Origin of the sequence: Citrobacter freundii complex sp. CFNIH4, from assembly GCF_002934505.1 — a bacterium.
Classification (GTDB): Bacteria; Pseudomonadota; Gammaproteobacteria; order Enterobacterales; family Enterobacteriaceae; genus Citrobacter; species Citrobacter freundii.
Map to the genome: position 1 here is coordinate 2,401,190 of NZ_CP026231.1, position 19,555 is coordinate 2,420,744.

Here is a 19,555-nt window from a genome sequence, read left to right on the forward strand (position 1 = left end):
CCTTTCTCATGCCCGACGAAGCGTAACGCCAGCGGTGTGCACCACTGTACCGGAAACCGGACTGGTAACATGCGGAAGCAAATTACCGCAATGGATACCGTGCGTTGTCGCTGCGGTTTTGGCTCCCGCCTTGGCGCCAAACCCCATATAAACAAACAGCGTATCGGGCCGAATTCCGGCGGTGACCAGCGCTTTGCCTTTTTCCTTGCCGGTCGCGTTTTCCAGCCAGATGTCATCGCCGCTTTTGATGCCTTTTTCACGGGCCGTTTGCGGGTGGATCCACACCGCGTTGTCCCACATCAACTCGCTAAGCAGTGGCACGTATTGCGTCGCACCGTTGGTATGAACCGCCACTTTTCCCTGGATAAAATAGAGCTCACTATCGCCTTTGAGCGCAAAATTGCGCGCGCGCGGAATACCGTAGCCAGGCAGGAGCGTCTCCAGCTCTTCAGAATAAAGCTCTATTTTTCCTGAAGGGGATTTAAAGCGCAGTTGCTCGCCATAGGTACCGTCGCTGTCAACCGCCACCGCGCCCGGATAGCGTTCCACAAACTGACGCACCGCTTCAGGTTCACGCAGCAGTAACGGAACACCCCACTCCCGATACCCTTTCTCACGCAGTTCAGCAGACAGCGCATGATCGCCATTAAGCTGGTATAACTGACGCGTTTGCATATCCTGCCATGGGTAGAATTGCCCAAGGCCTAACTGCACGGCCAGCTCTTTCCAGATTTGCCAGCTTGGACGCGCATCACCAATAGGTTCTACTACCTGCTGGCGCAGGGCATAGGCTGGATTCAGACCCGACATGTCTGAAACTTCTTCATCGCGCTCAAGGTAAGTACATTCAGGCAAAAGGTAGTCGGCATACGCCGCGCTTTCGCTAAGATAGACATCACAACTGACCACAAGGTCGAGCTGTTCAACGGTTTTGACCAGATCCGGTCGACATGTAACGGTTTGGAAAGGGTTGTGTCGGGACATAATCCATCCCTTCACCGGATAAGGCGTCTGGTTTAACACAGCATCAATGATGCTTTGCACCACACCACCGCCCGCCGCGATGTACTTAAACTGCGGGGCTACCAGATCGATACGCTGCGCCGTTGGCTTGGGTAATTTGACATCGGGTTTTGCCAGCACCGGAGCGACCTTCTCTCCGGCCAGCTTATTATAAGTTGCCGCCGCTTTTTTCTGGTATAAACCGCCTTCACGCTCAATATTACCAAGCAGCACATTGAGGGTAAAAATCATGCGCCGCATATCAATTTCTTCTTGCGAGAACGTCGCACGATGGCCCGGGCTGACGATAGCATGAGGCGCGCAGGCGGCCATTTCTCGGGTGACCCGAACAATGACATCAGCAGGCACATCAGCTTGCTTTTGCGCCCATTCCGGCGTGGTCTCTTGTACTGCTTCTGCCAGTTGGTCAAACCCTGTGGTGTAGCGCGCAACGAAGTCCGCGTCATACAATTTTTCATTGATCATGACGTGACACATGGCCATCAACACCGGCAAGTCGCCGCCCGGTTTGAGCGCATGCCATTCATCCGCCTTGCTGGAGAAGACGGACAGACGAGGGTCGAAGCTGACCATTTTTGCGCCCTTTTCCTGCGCCATCATCAGTTCATGCGTTTCGGCAACCTCAATTCCTTCATAAAGGTTGTGACCAAAAGAGACCATATAACGGGTATTGGCGATATCCATGGCCAAATCGCCGCCCATCATCACTTTGGCGGCAATCGATTTTCCGGCCGGGCATGTCGACGCGTGCGTAAAGGTGTTTGGCGATCCGAAAGCCGTCGCCAGTTGAAATAAATGCCCTGAAAGCGAACCGGATTTAGAAGAAAAGACGACGCCCTGAGGACCATGCTGCGTTTTAATTGCCGTCATTTTTTCGGCAATTTCTTTATACGCTTGTTCCCAGCTAATAACCTGCCATTCTCCGCTCCCGCGAGGTCCTGTGCGTTTCATGGGTTTAACAATGCGATGAGGGTCGTTGACCAGGCTAACGCCGCTGCCGCCACGAGCGCAGACACGCGTGCCTTGTTGAGGCGCATTAGGGTTCCCTTGAATAAAAACCGTTTTGTTATTAATTACCTGCGCCTGTATCGGGCAACGATAAGAACACATTTCACACAAACTTGGCGTCAGGGATGTCTTCCCTTTGATACTCTCAGGAGAATTTCGTGCCAGTGCGCCTGGCGGAAAACTGCCTATCGCACAGGCTGAACAGCCTATACCCACTCCTCGCAAAAAATTACGCCGACTAATGCTCATATAACCTCCTGTTATTAGATATATCCAATGATTATATGGCGTTTAGAATATTTATTTTTTACATCAATCACATTTCATTACAATGCATGACAGCGAATTGACACAAATAAAAACTCTTTGTTTATAAAAGACTTTTAAAGTTTCCAGAACACCACGAATCGGGCGCAAAGTAGCAACAACAATAATAATAATTCTCAATCAATTAAATATCTATTGCATCAGAATCGATAATTGCATCACTGCTTCTATCTTAATCTTTGTCATTCATTAAAAATGATAAATCAGTTCTAATGATAATTTACCCCCGTTAATATTTATCAATGAACACATCAACTGACAGCATTCCTTATGCTATTTTCAACATAGACAAGGACTGATATTATTTTACTAAAAAACATAACATACAGCTTATCTTAATATAAAACACAATCAGACAATTCAAATAAAAGCCAGAATAATGAGAAGTTAAAAATGATAAGATGTATTTCTATAAGAACAATAGGTAATCGCCTCAGTACTCTTTAACAAAGTTATCATGACACAATCAAACGAGTGATAAGATTGGCAGAGTCAAGATCATCATAAGATTGAGTCTTTAAATTTATCTAAATTACACTATTTTTTAGTCGTGATCGTATTCATAAAGATCAACACTACTTATGATATTGACTACACGCAGCAATTACGATATATTCTAAAGAATCTTTCATAACCGGAGAGAAAATGTTCAATGAAATCACCATATCATCAATTGGACGACTCATCCTATATAGGGACTTTGTTTTTTTATGGATATTATCAGTATTCATCAAGAAAGACAAAAAAAGAATCACCTTTTATAAGATATGTAGCCATACTTACAATTGGTTTTGTGTTTAAAATAATACAATAAAACAAGGTCTGTAATGAAAAAAATCACAGCCATTCTGTTTCTTATGCAAATTACATCTCTTCTGGCTACAGGATTGCTATTGATACCGGAAACAATTGCACTGTATGTCAGAACGGCGGTCGGCGTTCTTATTTTTGCTTTATATTTCAAAGATTTTAAATGCAGCATTTATTTACTTTTATCATCTATCTTTATAGTGATTTTCTTCATCACAAGCCATAACTTTACATGTATAAATATATTATTTACTGTGTGGCTTATATTTTTAATGAAGAAACTTGGAGATAAAAACCTGGTTAAATGCATTTTCTACTCAACTCTAATGTTTTCGCTTGTTTTTTGTGCCTTTGTCATTAATGGATTAATTCATCCTGACATTGTTTATATAGCTGAGTCAGGAAGGTACAGGAATAATTTAGGTTTCTGGTCAGCAAACTATCCGGGATTCATATCATTTTCCTGTTTTATGACACTATTCGCAACCCTTGGCTTTCTTAAAAAAAATATAAAAAATAAATATCGCATTGTTTCATACATAGTTATGGCATTTTGTTTTGTAATTCCATGGATAGCTGACTCCAGGACGCCTGGATATGCAATGGTAATGGCTATTTTTTTCTTTATGCTTTGCTATATAAATACATTCAAACAAATTGCCATTAGGTTAATCCCATTTATTCCTTTAGCTGCATTGGTTTCCACTATTTATTTATCTTCAAAAAGCGGTAGCAACATCGACTTTATTTTGAGCGGGCGCTTAACTTATTACCATGATTTTTTACGTGAACTTAATTCATGGGATTATATTTTCGGAACTCAGCTTCCAGATTATGCACTAGATAGTTCATATCTCATACTACTCTCTGCATTTGGTATATCATATATACTAATCCTAACAGCCCTCCTAATCAAAGCTGTAATTAATAATAAAAATAAATTTGCATTAACGATTTTATTTTCACTCATGTGCTATGGAGTTACTGAAGCTGTGATGGCCAGAGCTGAAATACCAGTAACAATCCTATTTATCTCACTCATGTTTATCAACACAAATAAAAAAACAGAGCTCACTTAATTTTGTATTTGCGCATAAAGTGTTGTTACATTTTTGTTTAAAATATAAGCCATTACAGTTCGGGAGTCATAGATCATTCAGTAAACTAACAGAAAACCTCAGACCTCGGCAGTCTTAACAAACTGGAAGTAAAATTTGATTCGACTGTATCGAAGACTAAGAGAAACTTACAGACGTAACAAAACTGGTTTTTCATCCTATATGTAACACCAACTAATTGGACTACATTCGTTTTATCTTAGGAAAAAGTAGATAGCACTAGGATAAAACACTAGTATATTGAGTTCTATTATTAAAAACCCGCCTTCATAGAAGGCGCATTGGTACACTCCAAAAGCGGCGTACCAAAACCCTTAAAAAGAAATATCTGTCAGTCCAGTAAGATTTTAATCCCAAGGCAATAAGGCAGAGCCAAAACCAGCAGATGGCCAAGCCCGTAGGACATGGTTTTCATGTTGGCAATAAATTCCAATACAGGTGTAATAAAGAAATGTCAGATACCTCCAACTGTCCTGGTTTTCTCTTCCACGATTACGAGACCTTTGGTACCCATCCGGCGCTGGACAGACCCGCGCAATTTGCGGCTATCCGCACAGATAATGATTTCAACATCATCGGTGAACCAGAAGTCTTTTATTGCAAACCCGCGGACGATTATCTGCCGAAGCCTGAGGCGGTGTTGATTACGGGTATCACACCGCAGGAAGCACGTGAAAAGGGAGAGAATGAAGCCGCTTTTGCTGCGCGCATCCACGCCCTGTTCACCGTGCCGAAAACCTGTATCCTGGGCTATAACAACGTGCGCTTCGATGATGAGGTGACGCGCAACATCCTGTATCGCAATTTCTACGATCCCTATGCCTGGAGTTGGCAGAACGATAATTCGCGCTGGGATCTGCTGGATGTGATGCGCGCCTGCTATGCCCTGCGCCCTGAAGGCATTAACTGGCCGGAAAACGACGACGGCTTACCCAGCTTCCGCCTGGAGCATTTGACCAAAGCTAATGGTATTGAGCATGCCAATGCTCACGATGCGATGGCGGACGTATACGCCACGATCGCAATGGCGCAATTAGTGAAGTCACGTCAGCCGCGTCTGTTTGATTATCTCTACAGCCATCGTAATAAGCACAAGCTGGCCGCGTTGGTTGATGTCCCGCAAATGAAACCTCTGGTCCATGTCTCTGGTATGTTCGGCGCATGGCGCGGTAACACCAGTTGGGTGGCGCCATTGGCGTGGCATCCGGAGAATCGTAACGCGGTTATTATGGTCGACTTAGCTGGTGATATTTCGCCGCTGCTCGAACTCGACAGCGACGCCCTGCGCGAGCGGCTCTACACGTCTAAAGCGGATCTGGGTGATAACCCGGCCGTACCGGTTAAATTGGTGCACATCAACAAATGCCCGGTACTGGCACAGGCGAATACCCTGCGTCCGGAAGATGCCGACCGTCTTGGCATTAACCGCCAGCATTGTCTGGATAATCTCAAAGTTCTGCGCGAAAACCCGCAGATACGCGACAAAGTGGTCGCGATCTTTGCCGATGCGGAACCCTTTACTCCATCAGATAACGTGGATGCCCAACTGTACAACGGCTTTTTCAGCGATGCTGACCGTGCGGCGATGAAAATCGTTCTGGAAACCGAACCACGCAATTTACCGGCGCTGGATATCTCCTTTGTCGATAAGCGCATTGAAAAACTGTTGTTTAATTACCGTGCACGTAACTTCCCGGGAACGCTGGACGAAGCTGAACAGCAGCGCTGGCTGGACCATCGTCGCCAGATATTCACACCGGAGTTTTTGCAAAATTACGCCAATGAATTGCAGCTATTGAGCCAGCAATATGCGGATAACAAAGAAAAGTTGATGCTGCTGAAATCACTCTGGCAGTATGCCGAAGAGATTGTATAAATCCCACGTATAAAAAAACGGAGAACATGTCTCCGTTTTTTTTCAGCTAAATGCAGTTATTACGCGATATCTTCGTCGTACTGTGGGACCGGGTTGCGGAAGCTTTTGGTCACGCAAGCCAGGTAGATCAGACCGATACCCGCCCAGATTAAGCCCAGAACCATTGAGCTTTCTTCCAGGTTCACCCACAGCGCGCCAACGGTCAGCGCACCGCACATTGGCAGGAACAGGTACTGGAAGTGATCTTTCAGCGTCTTGTTACGCTTCTCACGGATCCAGAACTGGGAGATTACCGACAGGTTAACGAAGGTAAATGCCACCAGCGCACCAAAGTTAATCAGCGCCGTCGCCATCACCAGGTCGAAGTTGATTGCCAACAGAGCAATCGCCCCAACCAGAATGATGTTCATGGACGGAGTACGCCATTTCGGGTGTACATAACCGAAGAAGCTTTTCGGGAATACGCCGTCACGACCCATCACGTACATCAGACGCGCAACGCCTGCATGCGCCGCCATACCGGACGCCAGTACGGTAATGGTAGAGAAAATCAGCGCGCCGACCTGGAAGAACTTACCGGCAACATACAGCATGATTTCCGGCTGCGAAGCATCTGGATCCTTAAAGCGCGAAATATCCGGGAAGTACAACTGCAACAGATAGGTGGAGACGATAAAGATCAGGCCACCAATCAGCGCGGTCAGGAAAATCGCACGCGGGATCACGCGCTCAGCGTCTTTGGTTTCTTCTGACAGGTTGCTGATACCGTCAAAACCGGTGAACGAGAAGCACAGGATGGTCGCACCGGTGATCATCGGGATCACGTGCGCATCACCGGACCAGAATGGACGGCTGCTCGCCAGCGTACCAGCACCTTCACCTTCGAACACGCCATAAATGACCATGCCGAGGATCACCGCAATCAGCACCACCTGCAACAACACGATGACGGTGTTGAAATTAGCAACGGATTTGAGGCTGCGAAGGTTGAAGGCGGTCATAAAGGCCACCAGCGCCACCACGAACATCCACGATGGAATCGAGGGCACCAGCGCTTCAAAATAAATTTTCGCCAACAGAATGTTGATCATCGGGGCGAACAGGTAGTCCAGCAGTGATGACCAACCCACCATAAAGCCAACTGTCGGGCTAATGGATTTCTGGGCGTAAGTGTAGGCAGAGCCTGCAGACGGATAGCGGCGTACCAGTTTACCGTAGCTCAGTGCGGTAAAAAGGATGGCGATCAGTGCAAAGGCGTAAGCTGTCGGGACGTGACCATCGGTCATTCCTGATACGATACCGAATGTATCGAACAGCGTCATCGGCTGCATATAGGCAAGGCCCATCATGACAACCGGAACCAGCGTAAGCGTTTTACGTAATTCCACGCGAGAGGTGTTTGGAGTAGCGTTATGCGACATGGTTATCCCCCATTACGGCGAAAACCGTCGCGTAAGCAAAAAATTGCCCCATTTTTTGTTAATCCTCAGCGACAACAACTGTCGATTTTTAAGTAAGTATCTATCCGGTACGAAGCCCGGCCTCTTTTATGAATGATTGGTTTGATGCAAAAAAATAACCGACGCGTATTAAAACGTCGGTTAATGTCATTTTTTGCAAGCGGCGTATTTTGCACTAAATTGGGGAGAAATAACAAGAGATTGAAGTGGCTACAAAAGAATATTTTTTCTTAACTGATTGATTTGTCAGCAGCCGTTTTAACATACACCCCCGCAATAGCACTATTTGCTAAAATTTCATCTCGCCACCAGGCACTGGCCAACCCGGCGGTCTGTTCATTCCAGCCTATCCACACGGGTTCAAGGACAATTTGCGCGACCACTTTTTTCTCAATCAGTGCGCCGCTCTCCAGAAATCGCTGCGCCAGATAGCGCGGAATATAGCCACATCCCAGGCCGCTAATTTGTAGTTCCAGCTTGGTTTTGAAGTCAAAAACGGTAATGGCTTCCTGATCGTCAAGCACCTGAGAACCTGAGACATTGGCATGCTGCGCATTGTCGCCCACTACAATGGCGCGAAAACGGCGAATAGTGCGACGATTTAACGGTTCCTGTTCCTGCGCCAGCGGGTGATGCGGCGCAACCACAAACACCTGTTCCAGAACCCCCAGCCGTGCAAAGCCAAATTCGCTCGCTGCAGGGGGTTCATGCATGGCACCGACAATAATATCCGCCCGGCCCTGAATTAGGGCATCCCATGAGCCGCCCAGCACGCCATTGATAAATTTCAGACGCGTCACGCTGTGGTGTTGATAGAAAGACTCGATGAGTGGGGCCAGCAATGAAAAGGGAAAGGTATCATCTACGCCAATAACCAGTTCATTCTCCCAGCCTTCGTGTAGTTTAATGGCCTGCTTTTCGAGTTCACGGACGGTATGCAGCACCTCCCGCCCCTTTTCCAGCAGCATCTGTCCGGTGCGGGTGAACTTAGCCCGGTGCCCGCTGCGATCGAGTATCTGAATATTAAGATCGCTTTCCAGCTTATGGACGGTGTAGCTAAGCGCAGACGGCGTCTTAAACAATTTTGCCGACGCCGCCGCGAAACTGCCCTCTTTTTCTAAGGCATCGAGGATGATAAGAACGTCCAGCAGTGGTTTCATACTCGCCCCCTGGCGGTATACAGCGGCACTCTGCTGGCTTGTCACTCCATCGGCATCACCAGCGGATCAGGATACTGGTACTCAAACCCAAGCTCATTACAAATACGGTTGCCATCAATGACTTTACCTTTACCGTTATCCGTACCGTCGCGAAATTCCGGCGGCTCCATCCCCAACTGGCGGGCCATCTGCGGATAGAACACGTTACGCGCCGGATGCATAGGCGCACATATATTATAGATGTGTCCCCCTTTAGGCGCTTGCAGCAGTAACGTGATAGCAGAAACCACATCGTCCAGATGCACCAGATTGACGCCATGATGTCCGTCTGGCGCCGTCTTGCCGGCAAAAAAGCGACCAGGGTGTCTTCCCGGACCAACTAACCCGGCCAGACGCAAAATATCCACCGACGTGCCAGGTAAATTGTGCAACCAGTCTTCAAGTTCTTTCAGAACACGACCACTTGCCGTGACCGGATTACGCGGCGTCCCCTCTTTCACTGTTCCTTGAACGTCACCATAGACTGACGTCGAACTGGTAAAAATAATCCGCGGGATCCGATACGCCAGCGCGCTGTCGACCAGTTCCTGCATTGCCTGCAGGTAAAATGCTTCCCCAGGACCGCTACGGCGTGCAGGCAGCGTAATAACCAACGCATCGGCGTCCATCAGTGCGTCGAGATCGTCAGCCTCACAGACCAGTTCAGGTTCCAGGCGCAGCGAGTAACTCTCGATACCGCTCATGCGGGCCGCTTCCACCCCATCCAATGTGGTTTTGCTGCCGGTAACCTGCCAGCCTCTCGCCGCCAGCGACATGGCTAACGGCATGCCTAACCAACCTAATCCGACAATTGCGACCTTTTTCATGCCTTCTCTCCTGACTTTTGGCCTATAACGCAAGGCTACGCCAGCCCACGGTGGCTGACAATTCATAGTATCAATATGAAATGAATTAATGATCAAAAAAAGCCCTTGCTTTCCGTAGCTAAAGTGGTTTAGGTTAAAAGACATCAAATGAATAAACATTCATCGAGAAAATTTATGACACGCGCTCAATTCAAACACCATCATCACCATCATCCTGACTAGTCTTTCAGGCGATGTGTGCTGGGAGACATTTAAATCTTCCAGCGGTGCATGAGCGTATGAGAAAGCCCCCGGAAGATTTCTTCCGGGGGCTTTTTTTTGTGCGTGACCCAAACTGATTCAGACAGGATAACGAGGAATAAAGAATGTTAGACAACACCCGTTTACGCATAGCTATGCAGAAATCTGGCCGTTTAAGCGATGATTCACGCGAATTGCTGGCCCGTTGCGGCATTAAAATTAATCTTCACACCCAGCGCCTGATTGCAATGGCAGAGAATATGCCTATCGATATTCTGCGCGTACGTGATGACGATATCCCGGGTCTGGTGATGGATGGCGTTGTTGACCTCGGCATCATCGGGGAAAACGTTCTCGAAGAGGAACTGCTCAACCGCCGCGCACAGGGTGAAGACCCTCGCTATTTTACCCTGCGCCGTCTGGACTTCGGCGGCTGCCGTCTCTCGCTGGCTACCCCGGTTGATGAAGCCTGGGATGGCCCGGCAGCGCTGAACGGTAAGCGTATCGCTACCTCTTACCCACACCTGCTCAAACGCTATCTCGATCAGAAAGGGGTGTCGTTTAAATCCTGTCTGTTGAATGGCTCTGTAGAAGTCGCACCTCGTGCAGGCCTGGCAGATGCGATTTGCGATCTGGTGTCCACCGGCGCAACGCTTGAAGCCAACGGTCTGCGTGAAGTGGAAGTGATCTACCGCTCAAAAGCCTGCCTGATTCAGCGCGACGGCGAAATGGCCGACGCCAAGCAACAACTGATCGACAAATTGCTGACCCGTATTCAGGGCGTTATTCAGGCTCGTGAATCCAAATACATTATGATGCACGCGCCGAGCGAGCGTCTGGACGAAGTTATCGCCCTGCTGCCTGGCGCTGAGCGTCCGACCATTCTGCCGCTGGCCGGCGACCAGCAGCGTGTTGCCATGCACATGGTCAGCAGCGAAACCCTGTTCTGGGAAACAATGGAAAAACTGAAAGCGCTCGGTGCCAGCTCAATTCTGGTGCTGCCAATTGAGAAGATGATGGAGTGATAGCCATGAGCTTCAATACCCTGATTGACTGGAATAGCTGTAGCCCCGAACAGCAACGCGAACTGCTGATGCGCCCGGCTATTTCCGCCTCGGAAAGCATCAGCCGTACGGTGGCCGAGATCCTTGAGAACGTCAAAAATAACGGCGACCGGGCGCTGCGTGAATACAGCGCGAAGTTTGATAAAACCGAGGTCGGCGCGCTGCGCGTCACCGAGGAAGAAATCCAGCAAGCCAGTAGTCGCCTGAGCGACGAACTGAAACAAGCTATGCAGGCAGCGGTGCGTAATATTGATACTTTCCACACCGCGCAGATCCTGCCGCCGGTGGATATTGAAACTCAGCCAGGTGTGCGCTGCCAGCAGGTTACCCGCCCTATCGCTTCCGTGGGCCTGTATATTCCAGGAGGTTCAGCGCCGCTGTTCTCTACCGTATTAATGCTGGCGACCCCGGCGCGTATCGCCGGCTGCAAAAAAGTGGTGCTGTGCTCACCGCCGCCGATTGCCGATGAAATTCTCTACGCCGCGCAACTGTGTGGTGTAAAAGAGGTGTTTAATGTGGGCGGCGCTCAGGCTATTGCCGCGCTGGCGCTGGGCACCGAATCTATTCCTAAGGTCGATAAAATCTTCGGGCCGGGCAATGCGTATGTGACCGAAGCCAAACGTCAGGTCAGCCAGCGTCTTGACGGCGCGGCCATCGACATGCCTGCTGGTCCGTCCGAAGTGCTGGTTATCGCCGACAGCGGCGCGACGCCGGACTTTGTTGCCTCTGACCTGCTTTCTCAGGCAGAACACGGCCCCGACTCGCAGGTAATCCTACTGACGCCAGACGCTACGCTTGCCGAAGGCGTTGCCAAAGCCGTTGAACGCCAGCTCGCTGAGCTTTCCCGCGCCGACACCGCCCGCCAGGCGCTCGCCGCCAGCCGACTGATTATCGCCAAAGATCTTGAACAGTGCGTGGCCATTTCTAACGCCTACGGTCCGGAACACCTGATTATTCAGACCCGCAACGCACGTGAACTGGTTGATGAGATCACCAGCGCCGGTTCGGTGTTCCTCGGCGACTGGTCGCCGGAATCCGCAGGCGACTATGCTTCTGGCACCAACCACGTTCTTCCGACCTACGGCTATACCGCGACGTGCTCAAGTCTTGGGCTGGCTGACTTCCAGAAACGGATGACTGTACAGGAATTAACCCCACAAGGTTTCTCTGGCCTGGCCTCAACCATTGAAATACTGGCCGCTGCTGAACGACTGACTGCCCACCAAAATGCCGTTACCCTGCGCGTTAACGCCCTGAAGGAGCAAGCATGAGCACTGACAACTTTCTCAGCGTCACTGATTTAGCCCGTAAGAATGTTCGCGAATTAACGCCCTATCAGTCTGCCCGTCGTCTCGGCGGTAACGGCGATGTCTGGCTCAACGCGAATGAATATCCCACCGCCGTGGAGTTCCAGCTCAGTCAACAAACGCTGAACCGCTACCCGGAGTGTCAGCCGAAAGCGGTGATTGAGAATTACGCGCAGTATGCTGGCGTCAAACCGGAGCAGGTGCTGGTTAGCCGCGGCGCAGATGAAGGAATCGAGCTGCTGGTGCGCGCGTTTTGCGAACCCGGTAAAGATGCCATTCTCTACTGCCCGCCGACTTACGGCATGTACAGCGTCAGCGCCGAAACGATTGGCGTCGAATGCCGCACCGTTCCGACCCTTGATAACTGGCAGCTGGATTTGCAAGGCATCGCGGACAAGATTGATGGCGTGAAGGTGGTCTACGTTTGCAGCCCTAATAACCCAACCGGCCAGTTGATTAACCCGCAGGATCTGCGTTCACTGCTCGAAATGACGCAGGGTAAAGCTATTGTGGTCGCTGATGAGGCCTATATTGAGTTTTGCCCGCAAGCCACGCTCGCAGGCTGGCTGTCTGAGTATCCGCATCTGGTGATATTACGCACGTTGTCAAAAGCGTTTGCTCTCGCCGGTTTACGCTGCGGGTTTACGCTGGCGAATGCAGAGGTTATCAATCTGCTGTTAAAGGTGATTGCCCCTTACCCACTCTCTACGCCGGTAGCAGATATCGCCGCCCAGGCTCTGACGCCGCAAGGGATTTCCGCCATGCGTAAACGCGTAGAGCAGATCCTGGAAGAACGTCAGTATCTGGTAGATAACCTGAAAACAATTCGCTGTGTAGAACAGGTTTTCGACTCTGAAACCAACTATGTTCTGGTGCGCTTCACCGCATCAAGTAGCGTATTTAAATCTTTGTGGGATCAGGGCATTATCTTACGAGATCAGAATAAACAACCTTCGTTAAGCGGCTGCCTGCGAATTACTGTCGGAACCCGTGAAGAGAGCCAGCGCGTCATTGACGCCTTACGTGCGGAGCAAGTATGAGCCAGAAGTATCTTTTTATTGACCGTGATGGAACCCTGATTTCCGAACCGCCGAGTGACTTTCAGGTCGATCGCTTTGACAAACTCGCCTTCGAGCCGGAAGTTGTTCCCGTTTTGCTGAAACTGCAAAAAGCAGGTTTTAAGCTGGTTATGATCACTAACCAGGATGGGCTTGGCACGCAGAGTTTCCCACAGGCTGATTTTGACGGTCCGCATAACCTGATGATGCAAATTTTCACCTCTCAGGGCGTGACGTTTGATGAGGTACTGATTTGCCCGCACCTGCCAGCGGACGAGTGCAATTGCCGTAAGCCAAAAGTGAAGCTGGTTGAACAGTATCTGGTTGAACAGGCCATGGATATGGCGAACAGCTACGTCATTGGCGACCGGGTGACCGATATTCAGCTCGCTGAAAACATGGGCATTAGCGGATTGCGTTACCATCGCGACACCCTGAACTGGGCGATGATCGGCGAGCAGCTGACCAAACGTGACCGCTACGCACACGTAGAGCGTAATACTAAAGAAACGCAGATTGACGTCAAAGTCTGGCTGGACCGTGAAGGCCAAAGCAAAATCAATACCGGCGTTGGCTTCTTTGACCACATGCTGGATCAAATCGCCACCCATGGCGGTTTTCGCATGGAGATAGCCGTCAAGGGCGATCTATATATAGACGATCACCATACCGTTGAAGATACCGGTCTGGCGCTGGGTGAAGCTTTAAAGCTGGCATTAGGCGATAAACGCGGCATCAATCGTTTTGGTTTTGTGCTGCCGATGGACGAGTGCCTGGCGCGTTGCGCACTGGATATCTCCGGCCGCCCGCACCTGGAGTACCGCGCGGAGTTTACCTACCAGCGCGTTGGCGATCTGAGCACAGAGATGATTGAACACTTCTTCCGCTCACTCTCTTACACCATGGGCGTCACCCTGCACCTGAAAACCAAAGGCAAAAATGACCACCACCGTGTGGAGAGCCTGTTTAAAGCCTTTGGCCGTACGCTGCGTCAGGCGATTCGCGTCGAAGGCGACACGCTGCCCTCTTCAAAAGGAGTGCTGTAATGGACGTGGTGATTCTGGACACCGGCTGCGCCAACCTGCACTCGGTAAAATCCGCCGTCGCACGCCATGGATACGATCCTGTTGTCAGCCGCGACCCGGATGTAGTGCTGCGCGCCGATAAGCTGTTTCTGCCGGGCGTCGGTACCGCCCAGGCGGCGATGGACCAGTTGCACGAGCGTGAACTGATTGAGCTGATCAAAGCCTGTACGCAACCAGTGCTGGGGATCTGCTTAGGCATGCAACTGCTTGGTCGTCGCAGCGAAGAGAGTAACGGCGTATCCCTGCTGGGCATTATTGAGCAGGATGTCCCGAATATGACCGATTTCGGTCTGCCGCTGCCGCACATGGGCTGGAATCGCGTCTATCCGCAGGCGGGAAATCGTCTGTTCCAGGGCATTGAAGATGGCGCGTATTTCTACTTTGTTCACAGCTATGCTATGCCGGTAAACCCGTGGACCATCGCCCAGTGTCATTACGGCGAACCGTTTACCGCGGCAGTACAAAAGGACAATTTCTTTGGCGTGCAGTTCCACCCTGAACGTTCGGGCGCGGCTGGGGCGCAGTTGCTGAAAAACTTTCTGGAGATGTAATGATTATTCCGGCATTAGATTTAATCGACGGCACGGTAGTGCGTCTTCATCAGGGCGATTACGCAACGCAACGTGATTACGGCAACGATCCGCTCCCCCGTTTGCAAGATTACGCCGCTCAGGGGGCCGAAGTACTGCACCTGGTTGATTTAACCGGCGCGAAAGACCCGGCGCAGCGCCAGATCCCGCTGATTAAAACGCTGGTCGCTGGCGTCAATGTTCCGGTACAGGTTGGCGGCGGCGTGCGTACGGAAGCAGACGTGGCGGCGTTGCTTGACGCTGGCGTGGCGCGCGTGGTGGTGGGGTCGACGGCGGTAAAATCCCCCGAGGAAGTCAAGAGCTGGTTTGCTCGTTTTGGTGCCGACGCGCTGGTGCTGGCACTGGACGTTCGTATTGACGAGCGTGGGAACAAACAGGTAGCGGTTAGTGGCTGGCAGGAAGACTCCGGGGTTTCACTGGAAGAACTGGTTGAGACCTATTTACCCGTCGGCCTGAAGCACGTGCTGTGCACCGATATCTCCCGCGACGGCACGCTGGCAGGCTCAAACGTCGCGCTTTATGAAGAAGTGTGCGCCAAATATCCGCAGGTGGCGTTTCAGTCATCTGGTGGTATTGGTGGAATCGAGGACGTAGCGGCCCTGCGCGGGACCGGTGTTCGTGGTGTTATCGTCGGACGAGCCTTGCTGGAAGGAAAGTTCACCGTTGAGGAGGCCATACAATGCTGGCAAAACGCATAATTCCTTGTCTGGACGTCCGCGATGGGCAGGTAGTAAAAGGCGTTCAGTTCCGCAATCACGAGATTATTGGCGACATTGTCCCACTGGCAAAACGCTATGCCGATGAAGGCGCAGATGAACTGGTGTTTTACGATATCACCGCCTCCAGCGATGGCCGCGTAGTGGATAAAAGCTGGGTATCACGCGTGGCGGAAGTGATCGATATTCCGTTCTGTGTTGCCGGTGGCATTAAATCCATCGACGATGCGGCACGTATCCTCTCTTTCGGGGCGGACAAAATCTCCATCAACTCCCCGGCGCTGGCCGAACCGGAACTTATCACCCGTCTGGCGGATCGCTTTGGCGTGCAGTGCATCGTGGTGGGCATTGATACGTGGTATGACGTCGAAACCGGCAAATATCACGTTAATCAGTATACCGGGGATGAAAGCCGTACCCGCGTCACGCAGTGGGAAACACTGGACTGGGTGCAGGAAGTCCAAAAACGCGGCGCGGGCGAAATCGTCCTGAACATGATGAATCAGGACGGCGTACGTAACGGTTATGACCTGGAACAGTTGAAAAAAGTACGTGACGTTTGCCACGTCCCGCTGATTGCCTCCGGCGGCGCGGGCACCATGGAACACTTTCTCGAAGCCTTCCGGGATGCCGACGTTGACGGCGCGCTTGCCGCCTCCGTCTTCCACAAACAAATTATCAATATTGGCGAATTAAAAGCGTACCTGGCAACACAGGGCGTGGAGATCAGGATATGTTAACGAAGCAACAATGCCGCGAGCTGGACTGGGAAAAAACCGACGGGCTGATGCCAGTCGTCGTGCAGCATGCGGTTTCCGGTGAGGTGCTGATGCTGGGTTATATGAACCCGGAAGCGCTGGATAAAACGCTCGAAAGCGGCAAAGTGACCTTTTTCTCGCGGACTAAGCAGCGCCTGTGGACCAAAGGAGAAACATCCGGTCACTTCCTGAATGTGGTGAGCATTGCGCCTGACTGCGACAACGACACTCTGCTAGTGCTGGTTAACCCGATTGGCCCGACCTGCCATAAAGGGACTTCAAGCTGCTTTGGCGACGCCAGCCACCAGTGGCTGTTCTTGTATCAGCTTGAGCAACTGCTGGCCGAACGTAAAACCGCTGACCCAGCCAGTTCCTACACCGCGAAACTGTATGCCAGCGGCACCAAACGCATCGCACAGAAAGTGGGTGAAGAAGGCGTAGAAACCGCGCTGGCTGCGACGGTGAACGACCGCTTTGAGCTGACAAACGAAGCCTCTGATCTGATGTATCACCTGCTGGTGCTGCTGCAGGATCAGAAACTCGACCTGACGACGGTGATTGAGAATTTACGTAAGCGTCATCAGTAAGTTGCACATGTAAAAAAACCGGGCAAGCCCGGTTTTTTTATTGAGATGAGCGCTTACTCTGTTTTGCCTTTATAGCTGCGCAACGCATTTCGCCCCAGCACCACGCCAGCCCCAATCATCCCGCCGAGCAGAACCGCCAGCACCAGGGTAATCGCTTTTTTCGGACTGTCACGACGAACCGGTAACGTTGGTTTCATCACGTAGCGGTAGGCGTGTAACTCCGCCCCTTCAAGCTTAAGACTTTCGATATCCAACAGCTTTTGTTTGGTCTGGAAGTAGTTATCAGACAATATCAAAGGGCGTGTGGATTCGTGCTCAATCATGGATTTCAGGGCATCGCTACCCAACAGGAACATGCTATCCTGCGTCACATCCTGCGTCTGCTGAATTTGCGGCTTAATCACACCAGCTTGTTCTGCATAACGCAGCGCTTCCTGAATTTGCTTAATTCGCAGATCTTTTTGCTCCTGCGCGACCACTTCCTGAGTTTTCAAGGAGTCCTGAAGCGTAGTTGTTTGCAATTTGATGTTATCAACCAGATCAAGCTCCAGCTCTTTGGCAACCTTTTCATCTGTTTGTTGAATATATTCAGCCAATTGACGCTGAGCTTCTTCTGGAGAACCAGCTACATAAGCGACCGCCAACGGCAATGGTTGCCCTTTTACAGACTGCTCAATCGACAGTTTTTCAGGCTTTTCCTGATTATCCAGCGTTTCCGCCAACGCAGAGAATGACGTACTAAAACGGCCAATCACGTTTGCCTGTAACTCAGTAACCTTAGGGGCACTGGCACCATACAACACGTTAAGTGCGTTGTTATAGGTGGCAATCTGTCCAACATCCGGTTGAGTGATAATTGCTGTAGAGGTCCATTTCTCCTTAGCAACTGCCAGATAGCCCACAGCAAGCACTATGGCAATAACAATCGCAATAACGATTGTTACTTTCCCGCGCCACAACTGTACTAGTAAATCAATCAGATCAATCTGTTCCGGATCATGACTGCTCCCGGACATGTTGTTATCACTTACAGACATAGAAACCCTAGATCCTAGATAAGGAAAGACTTAAACTGGGATTAGTTTAGCTATAAATTGAGGCAATGCCATAGGATTAATGATAAAAAAATCAAATTGTTTGAGGGATTTTGATTGGTATTTCAATCACTACTGAAAATCAATACGATTAAACAAAAGTGTAAATACTCAAAGAACACTTTCATGAGCAAAAAAACAGCAATAACCAGATTTCATGCCCGCCAATCGTTGCACTTTACAATTCATTTTAATTAATTCATGTCGTGAATACTTACCATCTAACCAGTAAAGATGGTAAGCGTAAAAAATATAACAATTAACTTTTTTACCATCTAACGGTATCATTCCACTTTTTAGTAGCGCCTGTTGGTGCCTGGCTATTATTTAGCCAAAAAGAGGAATAAACATGAAATACCTGGTTACGGGTGCCGCTGGTTTCATCGGCTTCCACGTTAGCAAACGCCTCCTTGAGGCTGGCCATCAAGTAGTCGGTATTGATAATCTGAACGATTACTACGACGTCAGTCTTAAACAAGCTCGTCTGGAATTACTTGCGCAGCCTGGTTTCCAGTTTAATAAAATTGATTTAGCCGACCGCGAAGGCATGACTGAACTCTTCGCATCCGGGCATTTTGAACGTGTCATTCATCTTGCCGCACAGGCTGGCGTACGTTATTCACTCGAAAACCCGCATGCCTATGCAGACTCAAATCTCACAGGATTTCTGAACATACTGGAAGGGTGTCGCCATAATAAAATTCAGCATTTACTCTATGCCTCATCCAGTTCAGTTTACGGCCTGAATCGCAAAATGCCTTTCTCTACGGATGATTCCGTCGATCATCCCGTGTCGTTGTATGCAGCAACCAAAAAAGCCAACGAGCTGATGGCTCATACTTATTCCCACCTGTACGGATTGCCCACCACCGGGTTGCGTTTTTTCACCGTGTACGGTCCATGGGGTCGACCGGATATGGCGCTGTTCAAGTTCACCAAAGCGATGCTGGAAGGGAAAAGTATTGACGTCTATAACTACGGCAAAATGAAGCGTGACTTTACCTATATCGATGATATCGCAGAAGCGATCATTCGCCTGCAGGATGTCATTCCACACGCAGACACACAATGGACCGTTGAAACAGGCACGCCAGCAGCCAGCATTGCGCCCTATCGCGTCTACAATATCGGCAATAGTTCACCGGTTGAGCTAATGGACTATATCCAGGCTTTGGAAGATGCTCTGGGTATTGAAGCGAAGAAAAACATGCTACCACTACAGCCAGGTGATGTACTGGAAACCAGCGCAGACACTAAAGCACTGTATGAGGTAATTGGTTTTAAACCTGAAACCACGGTAAAAGATGGGGTGAAGAACTTTGTTGACTGGTATCGTAATTTCTACAAAGTTTAATTACTGACCTGATTAAAATAAAAAGGCCTTTTATAAGGCCTTTTTTATGGAGAC

The 19,555-nt window shown here is 49.8% G+C and carries 17 protein-coding genes, 1 pseudogene and 1 other annotated feature; of the genes and pseudogenes, 12 read left to right on the forward strand and 6 right to left on the reverse strand.

All coding sequences use genetic code 11. The annotated features are described in order from the left end of the window. Positions 1 to 6 precede the first annotated feature (6 nt). Positions 7 to 2,280 (reverse strand): thiosulfate reductase PhsA, encoded by a 2,274-nt coding sequence (phsA, locus tag C2U41_RS12510; protein ID WP_003838975.1) that lies wholly within the window; start codon positions 2,278 to 2,280, stop codon positions 7 to 9. Between the two features lie 905 nt (positions 2,281 to 3,185). Between phsA and C2U41_RS12515 the strand changes: the two genes are divergently transcribed. Both C2U41_RS12515 and sbcB read left to right on the forward strand, forming a co-directional pair. Further along, a complete protein-coding gene (locus C2U41_RS12515; protein ID WP_044701556.1) occupies positions 3,186 to 4,247 on the forward strand; it encodes a hypothetical protein in 1,062 nt (353 codons plus the stop codon). A 490-nt stretch (positions 4,248 to 4,737) separates the two neighbouring features. Beyond that, complete coding sequence (gene sbcB / locus C2U41_RS12520; RefSeq protein WP_103848409.1) at positions 4,738 to 6,162, forward strand: exodeoxyribonuclease I; 1,425 nt, start codon at positions 4,738 to 4,740, stop codon at positions 6,160 to 6,162. A gap of 59 nt (positions 6,163 to 6,221) precedes the next feature. Here the strand turns inward: sbcB and plaP are convergent, their stop codons facing one another. From plaP to C2U41_RS12540, 4 genes and pseudogenes are all read right to left on the reverse strand, one after another. Continuing rightward, a complete protein-coding gene (gene plaP / locus C2U41_RS12525; RefSeq protein WP_003844275.1) occupies positions 6,222 to 7,583 on the reverse strand; it encodes a putrescine/proton symporter PlaP in 1,362 nt (453 codons plus the stop codon). Continuing rightward, positions 7,573 to 7,635 (reverse strand): membrane protein YoeI, encoded by a 63-nt coding sequence (gene yoeI / locus C2U41_RS30140; RefSeq protein WP_099045591.1) that lies wholly within the window; start codon positions 7,633 to 7,635, stop codon positions 7,573 to 7,575. Before yoeI ends, plaP begins: the two co-directional genes overlap by 11 nt. Before the next feature lie 162 nt (positions 7,636 to 7,797). Continuing rightward, positions 7,798 to 8,782: pseudogene (locus C2U41_RS12535) on the reverse strand (LysR family transcriptional regulator). A gap of 41 nt (positions 8,783 to 8,823) precedes the next feature. Then, complete coding sequence (locus tag C2U41_RS12540) at positions 8,824 to 9,648, reverse strand: SDR family oxidoreductase (RefSeq protein ID WP_003030163.1); 825 nt, start codon at positions 9,646 to 9,648, stop codon at positions 8,824 to 8,826. A 174-nt stretch (positions 9,649 to 9,822) separates the two neighbouring features. Here C2U41_RS12540 and hisL point away from each other — a divergent pair, with 174 nt between their 5' ends. The 9 genes from hisL to hisIE all read left to right on the forward strand — a co-directional run bounded on the left by hisL (position 9,823) and on the right by hisIE (position 17,053). Next, entirely contained in the window at positions 9,823 to 9,870 is a 48-nt protein-coding gene (gene hisL, locus C2U41_RS12545) for a his operon leader peptide (protein ID WP_100250077.1), read from the forward strand. Further along, positions 9,846 to 9,968: a sequence feature (His leader region), on the forward strand. (Overlaps the previous gene by 25 nt.) Before the next feature lie 45 nt (positions 9,969 to 10,013). Beyond that, positions 10,014 to 10,913 carry an ATP phosphoribosyltransferase gene (gene hisG, locus C2U41_RS12550; protein WP_003030161.1) on the forward strand — a complete coding sequence of 300 codons (900 nt, stop codon included), beginning with the start codon at positions 10,014 to 10,016 and terminating at the stop codon, positions 10,911 to 10,913. Positions 10,914 to 10,918: 5 nt separating this feature from the next. Continuing rightward, positions 10,919 to 12,223, forward strand: coding sequence for a histidinol dehydrogenase (gene hisD, locus C2U41_RS12555; protein ID WP_054528538.1), 1,305 nt, complete (start codon positions 10,919 to 10,921; stop codon positions 12,221 to 12,223). Further along, the gene (gene hisC / locus C2U41_RS12560) at positions 12,220 to 13,299 is read left to right on the forward strand and encodes a histidinol-phosphate transaminase (RefSeq protein ID WP_103848408.1); all 1,080 of its coding nucleotides are present in this window, start codon (positions 12,220 to 12,222) and stop codon (positions 13,297 to 13,299) included. Before hisD ends, hisC begins: the two co-directional genes overlap by 4 nt. Then, positions 13,296 to 14,363 (forward strand): bifunctional histidinol-phosphatase/imidazoleglycerol-phosphate dehydratase HisB, encoded by a 1,068-nt coding sequence (hisB, locus tag C2U41_RS12565; RefSeq protein ID WP_046670017.1) that lies wholly within the window; start codon positions 13,296 to 13,298, stop codon positions 14,361 to 14,363. Before hisC ends, hisB begins: the two co-directional genes overlap by 4 nt. Next, positions 14,363 to 14,953 (forward strand): imidazole glycerol phosphate synthase subunit HisH, encoded by a 591-nt coding sequence (gene hisH / locus C2U41_RS12570; protein WP_103848407.1) that lies wholly within the window; start codon positions 14,363 to 14,365, stop codon positions 14,951 to 14,953. Before hisB ends, hisH begins: the two co-directional genes overlap by 1 nt. Continuing rightward, complete coding sequence (gene hisA, locus C2U41_RS12575) at positions 14,953 to 15,690, forward strand: 1-(5-phosphoribosyl)-5-[(5-phosphoribosylamino)methylideneamino]imidazole-4-carboxamide isomerase (RefSeq protein ID WP_003844283.1); 738 nt, start codon at positions 14,953 to 14,955, stop codon at positions 15,688 to 15,690. Before hisH ends, hisA begins: the two co-directional genes overlap by 1 nt. Further along, on the forward strand, positions 15,672 to 16,448 hold the full coding sequence (gene hisF, locus C2U41_RS12580) for an imidazole glycerol phosphate synthase subunit HisF (RefSeq protein ID WP_003838956.1): 777 nt from the start codon (positions 15,672 to 15,674) through the stop codon (positions 16,446 to 16,448). Before hisA ends, hisF begins: the two co-directional genes overlap by 19 nt. Further along, complete coding sequence (gene hisIE / locus C2U41_RS12585) at positions 16,442 to 17,053, forward strand: bifunctional phosphoribosyl-AMP cyclohydrolase/phosphoribosyl-ATP diphosphatase HisIE (protein ID WP_048217352.1); 612 nt, start codon at positions 16,442 to 16,444, stop codon at positions 17,051 to 17,053. The genes hisF and hisIE overlap by 7 nt, the downstream gene beginning before the upstream one ends. A 53-nt stretch (positions 17,054 to 17,106) precedes the next feature. On the opposite strand, the gene wzzB is transcribed toward hisIE, so the two are convergent. After that, a complete protein-coding gene (gene wzzB / locus C2U41_RS12590) occupies positions 17,107 to 18,090 on the reverse strand; it encodes an LPS O-antigen chain length determinant protein WzzB (RefSeq protein ID WP_044701938.1) in 984 nt (327 codons plus the stop codon). Between the two features lie 406 nt (positions 18,091 to 18,496). Between wzzB and C2U41_RS12600 the strand changes: the two genes are divergently transcribed. Next, on the forward strand, positions 18,497 to 19,501 hold the full coding sequence (locus C2U41_RS12600) for an NAD-dependent epimerase (protein WP_048217350.1): 1,005 nt from the start codon (positions 18,497 to 18,499) through the stop codon (positions 19,499 to 19,501). Positions 19,502 to 19,555 lie beyond the last annotated feature (54 nt).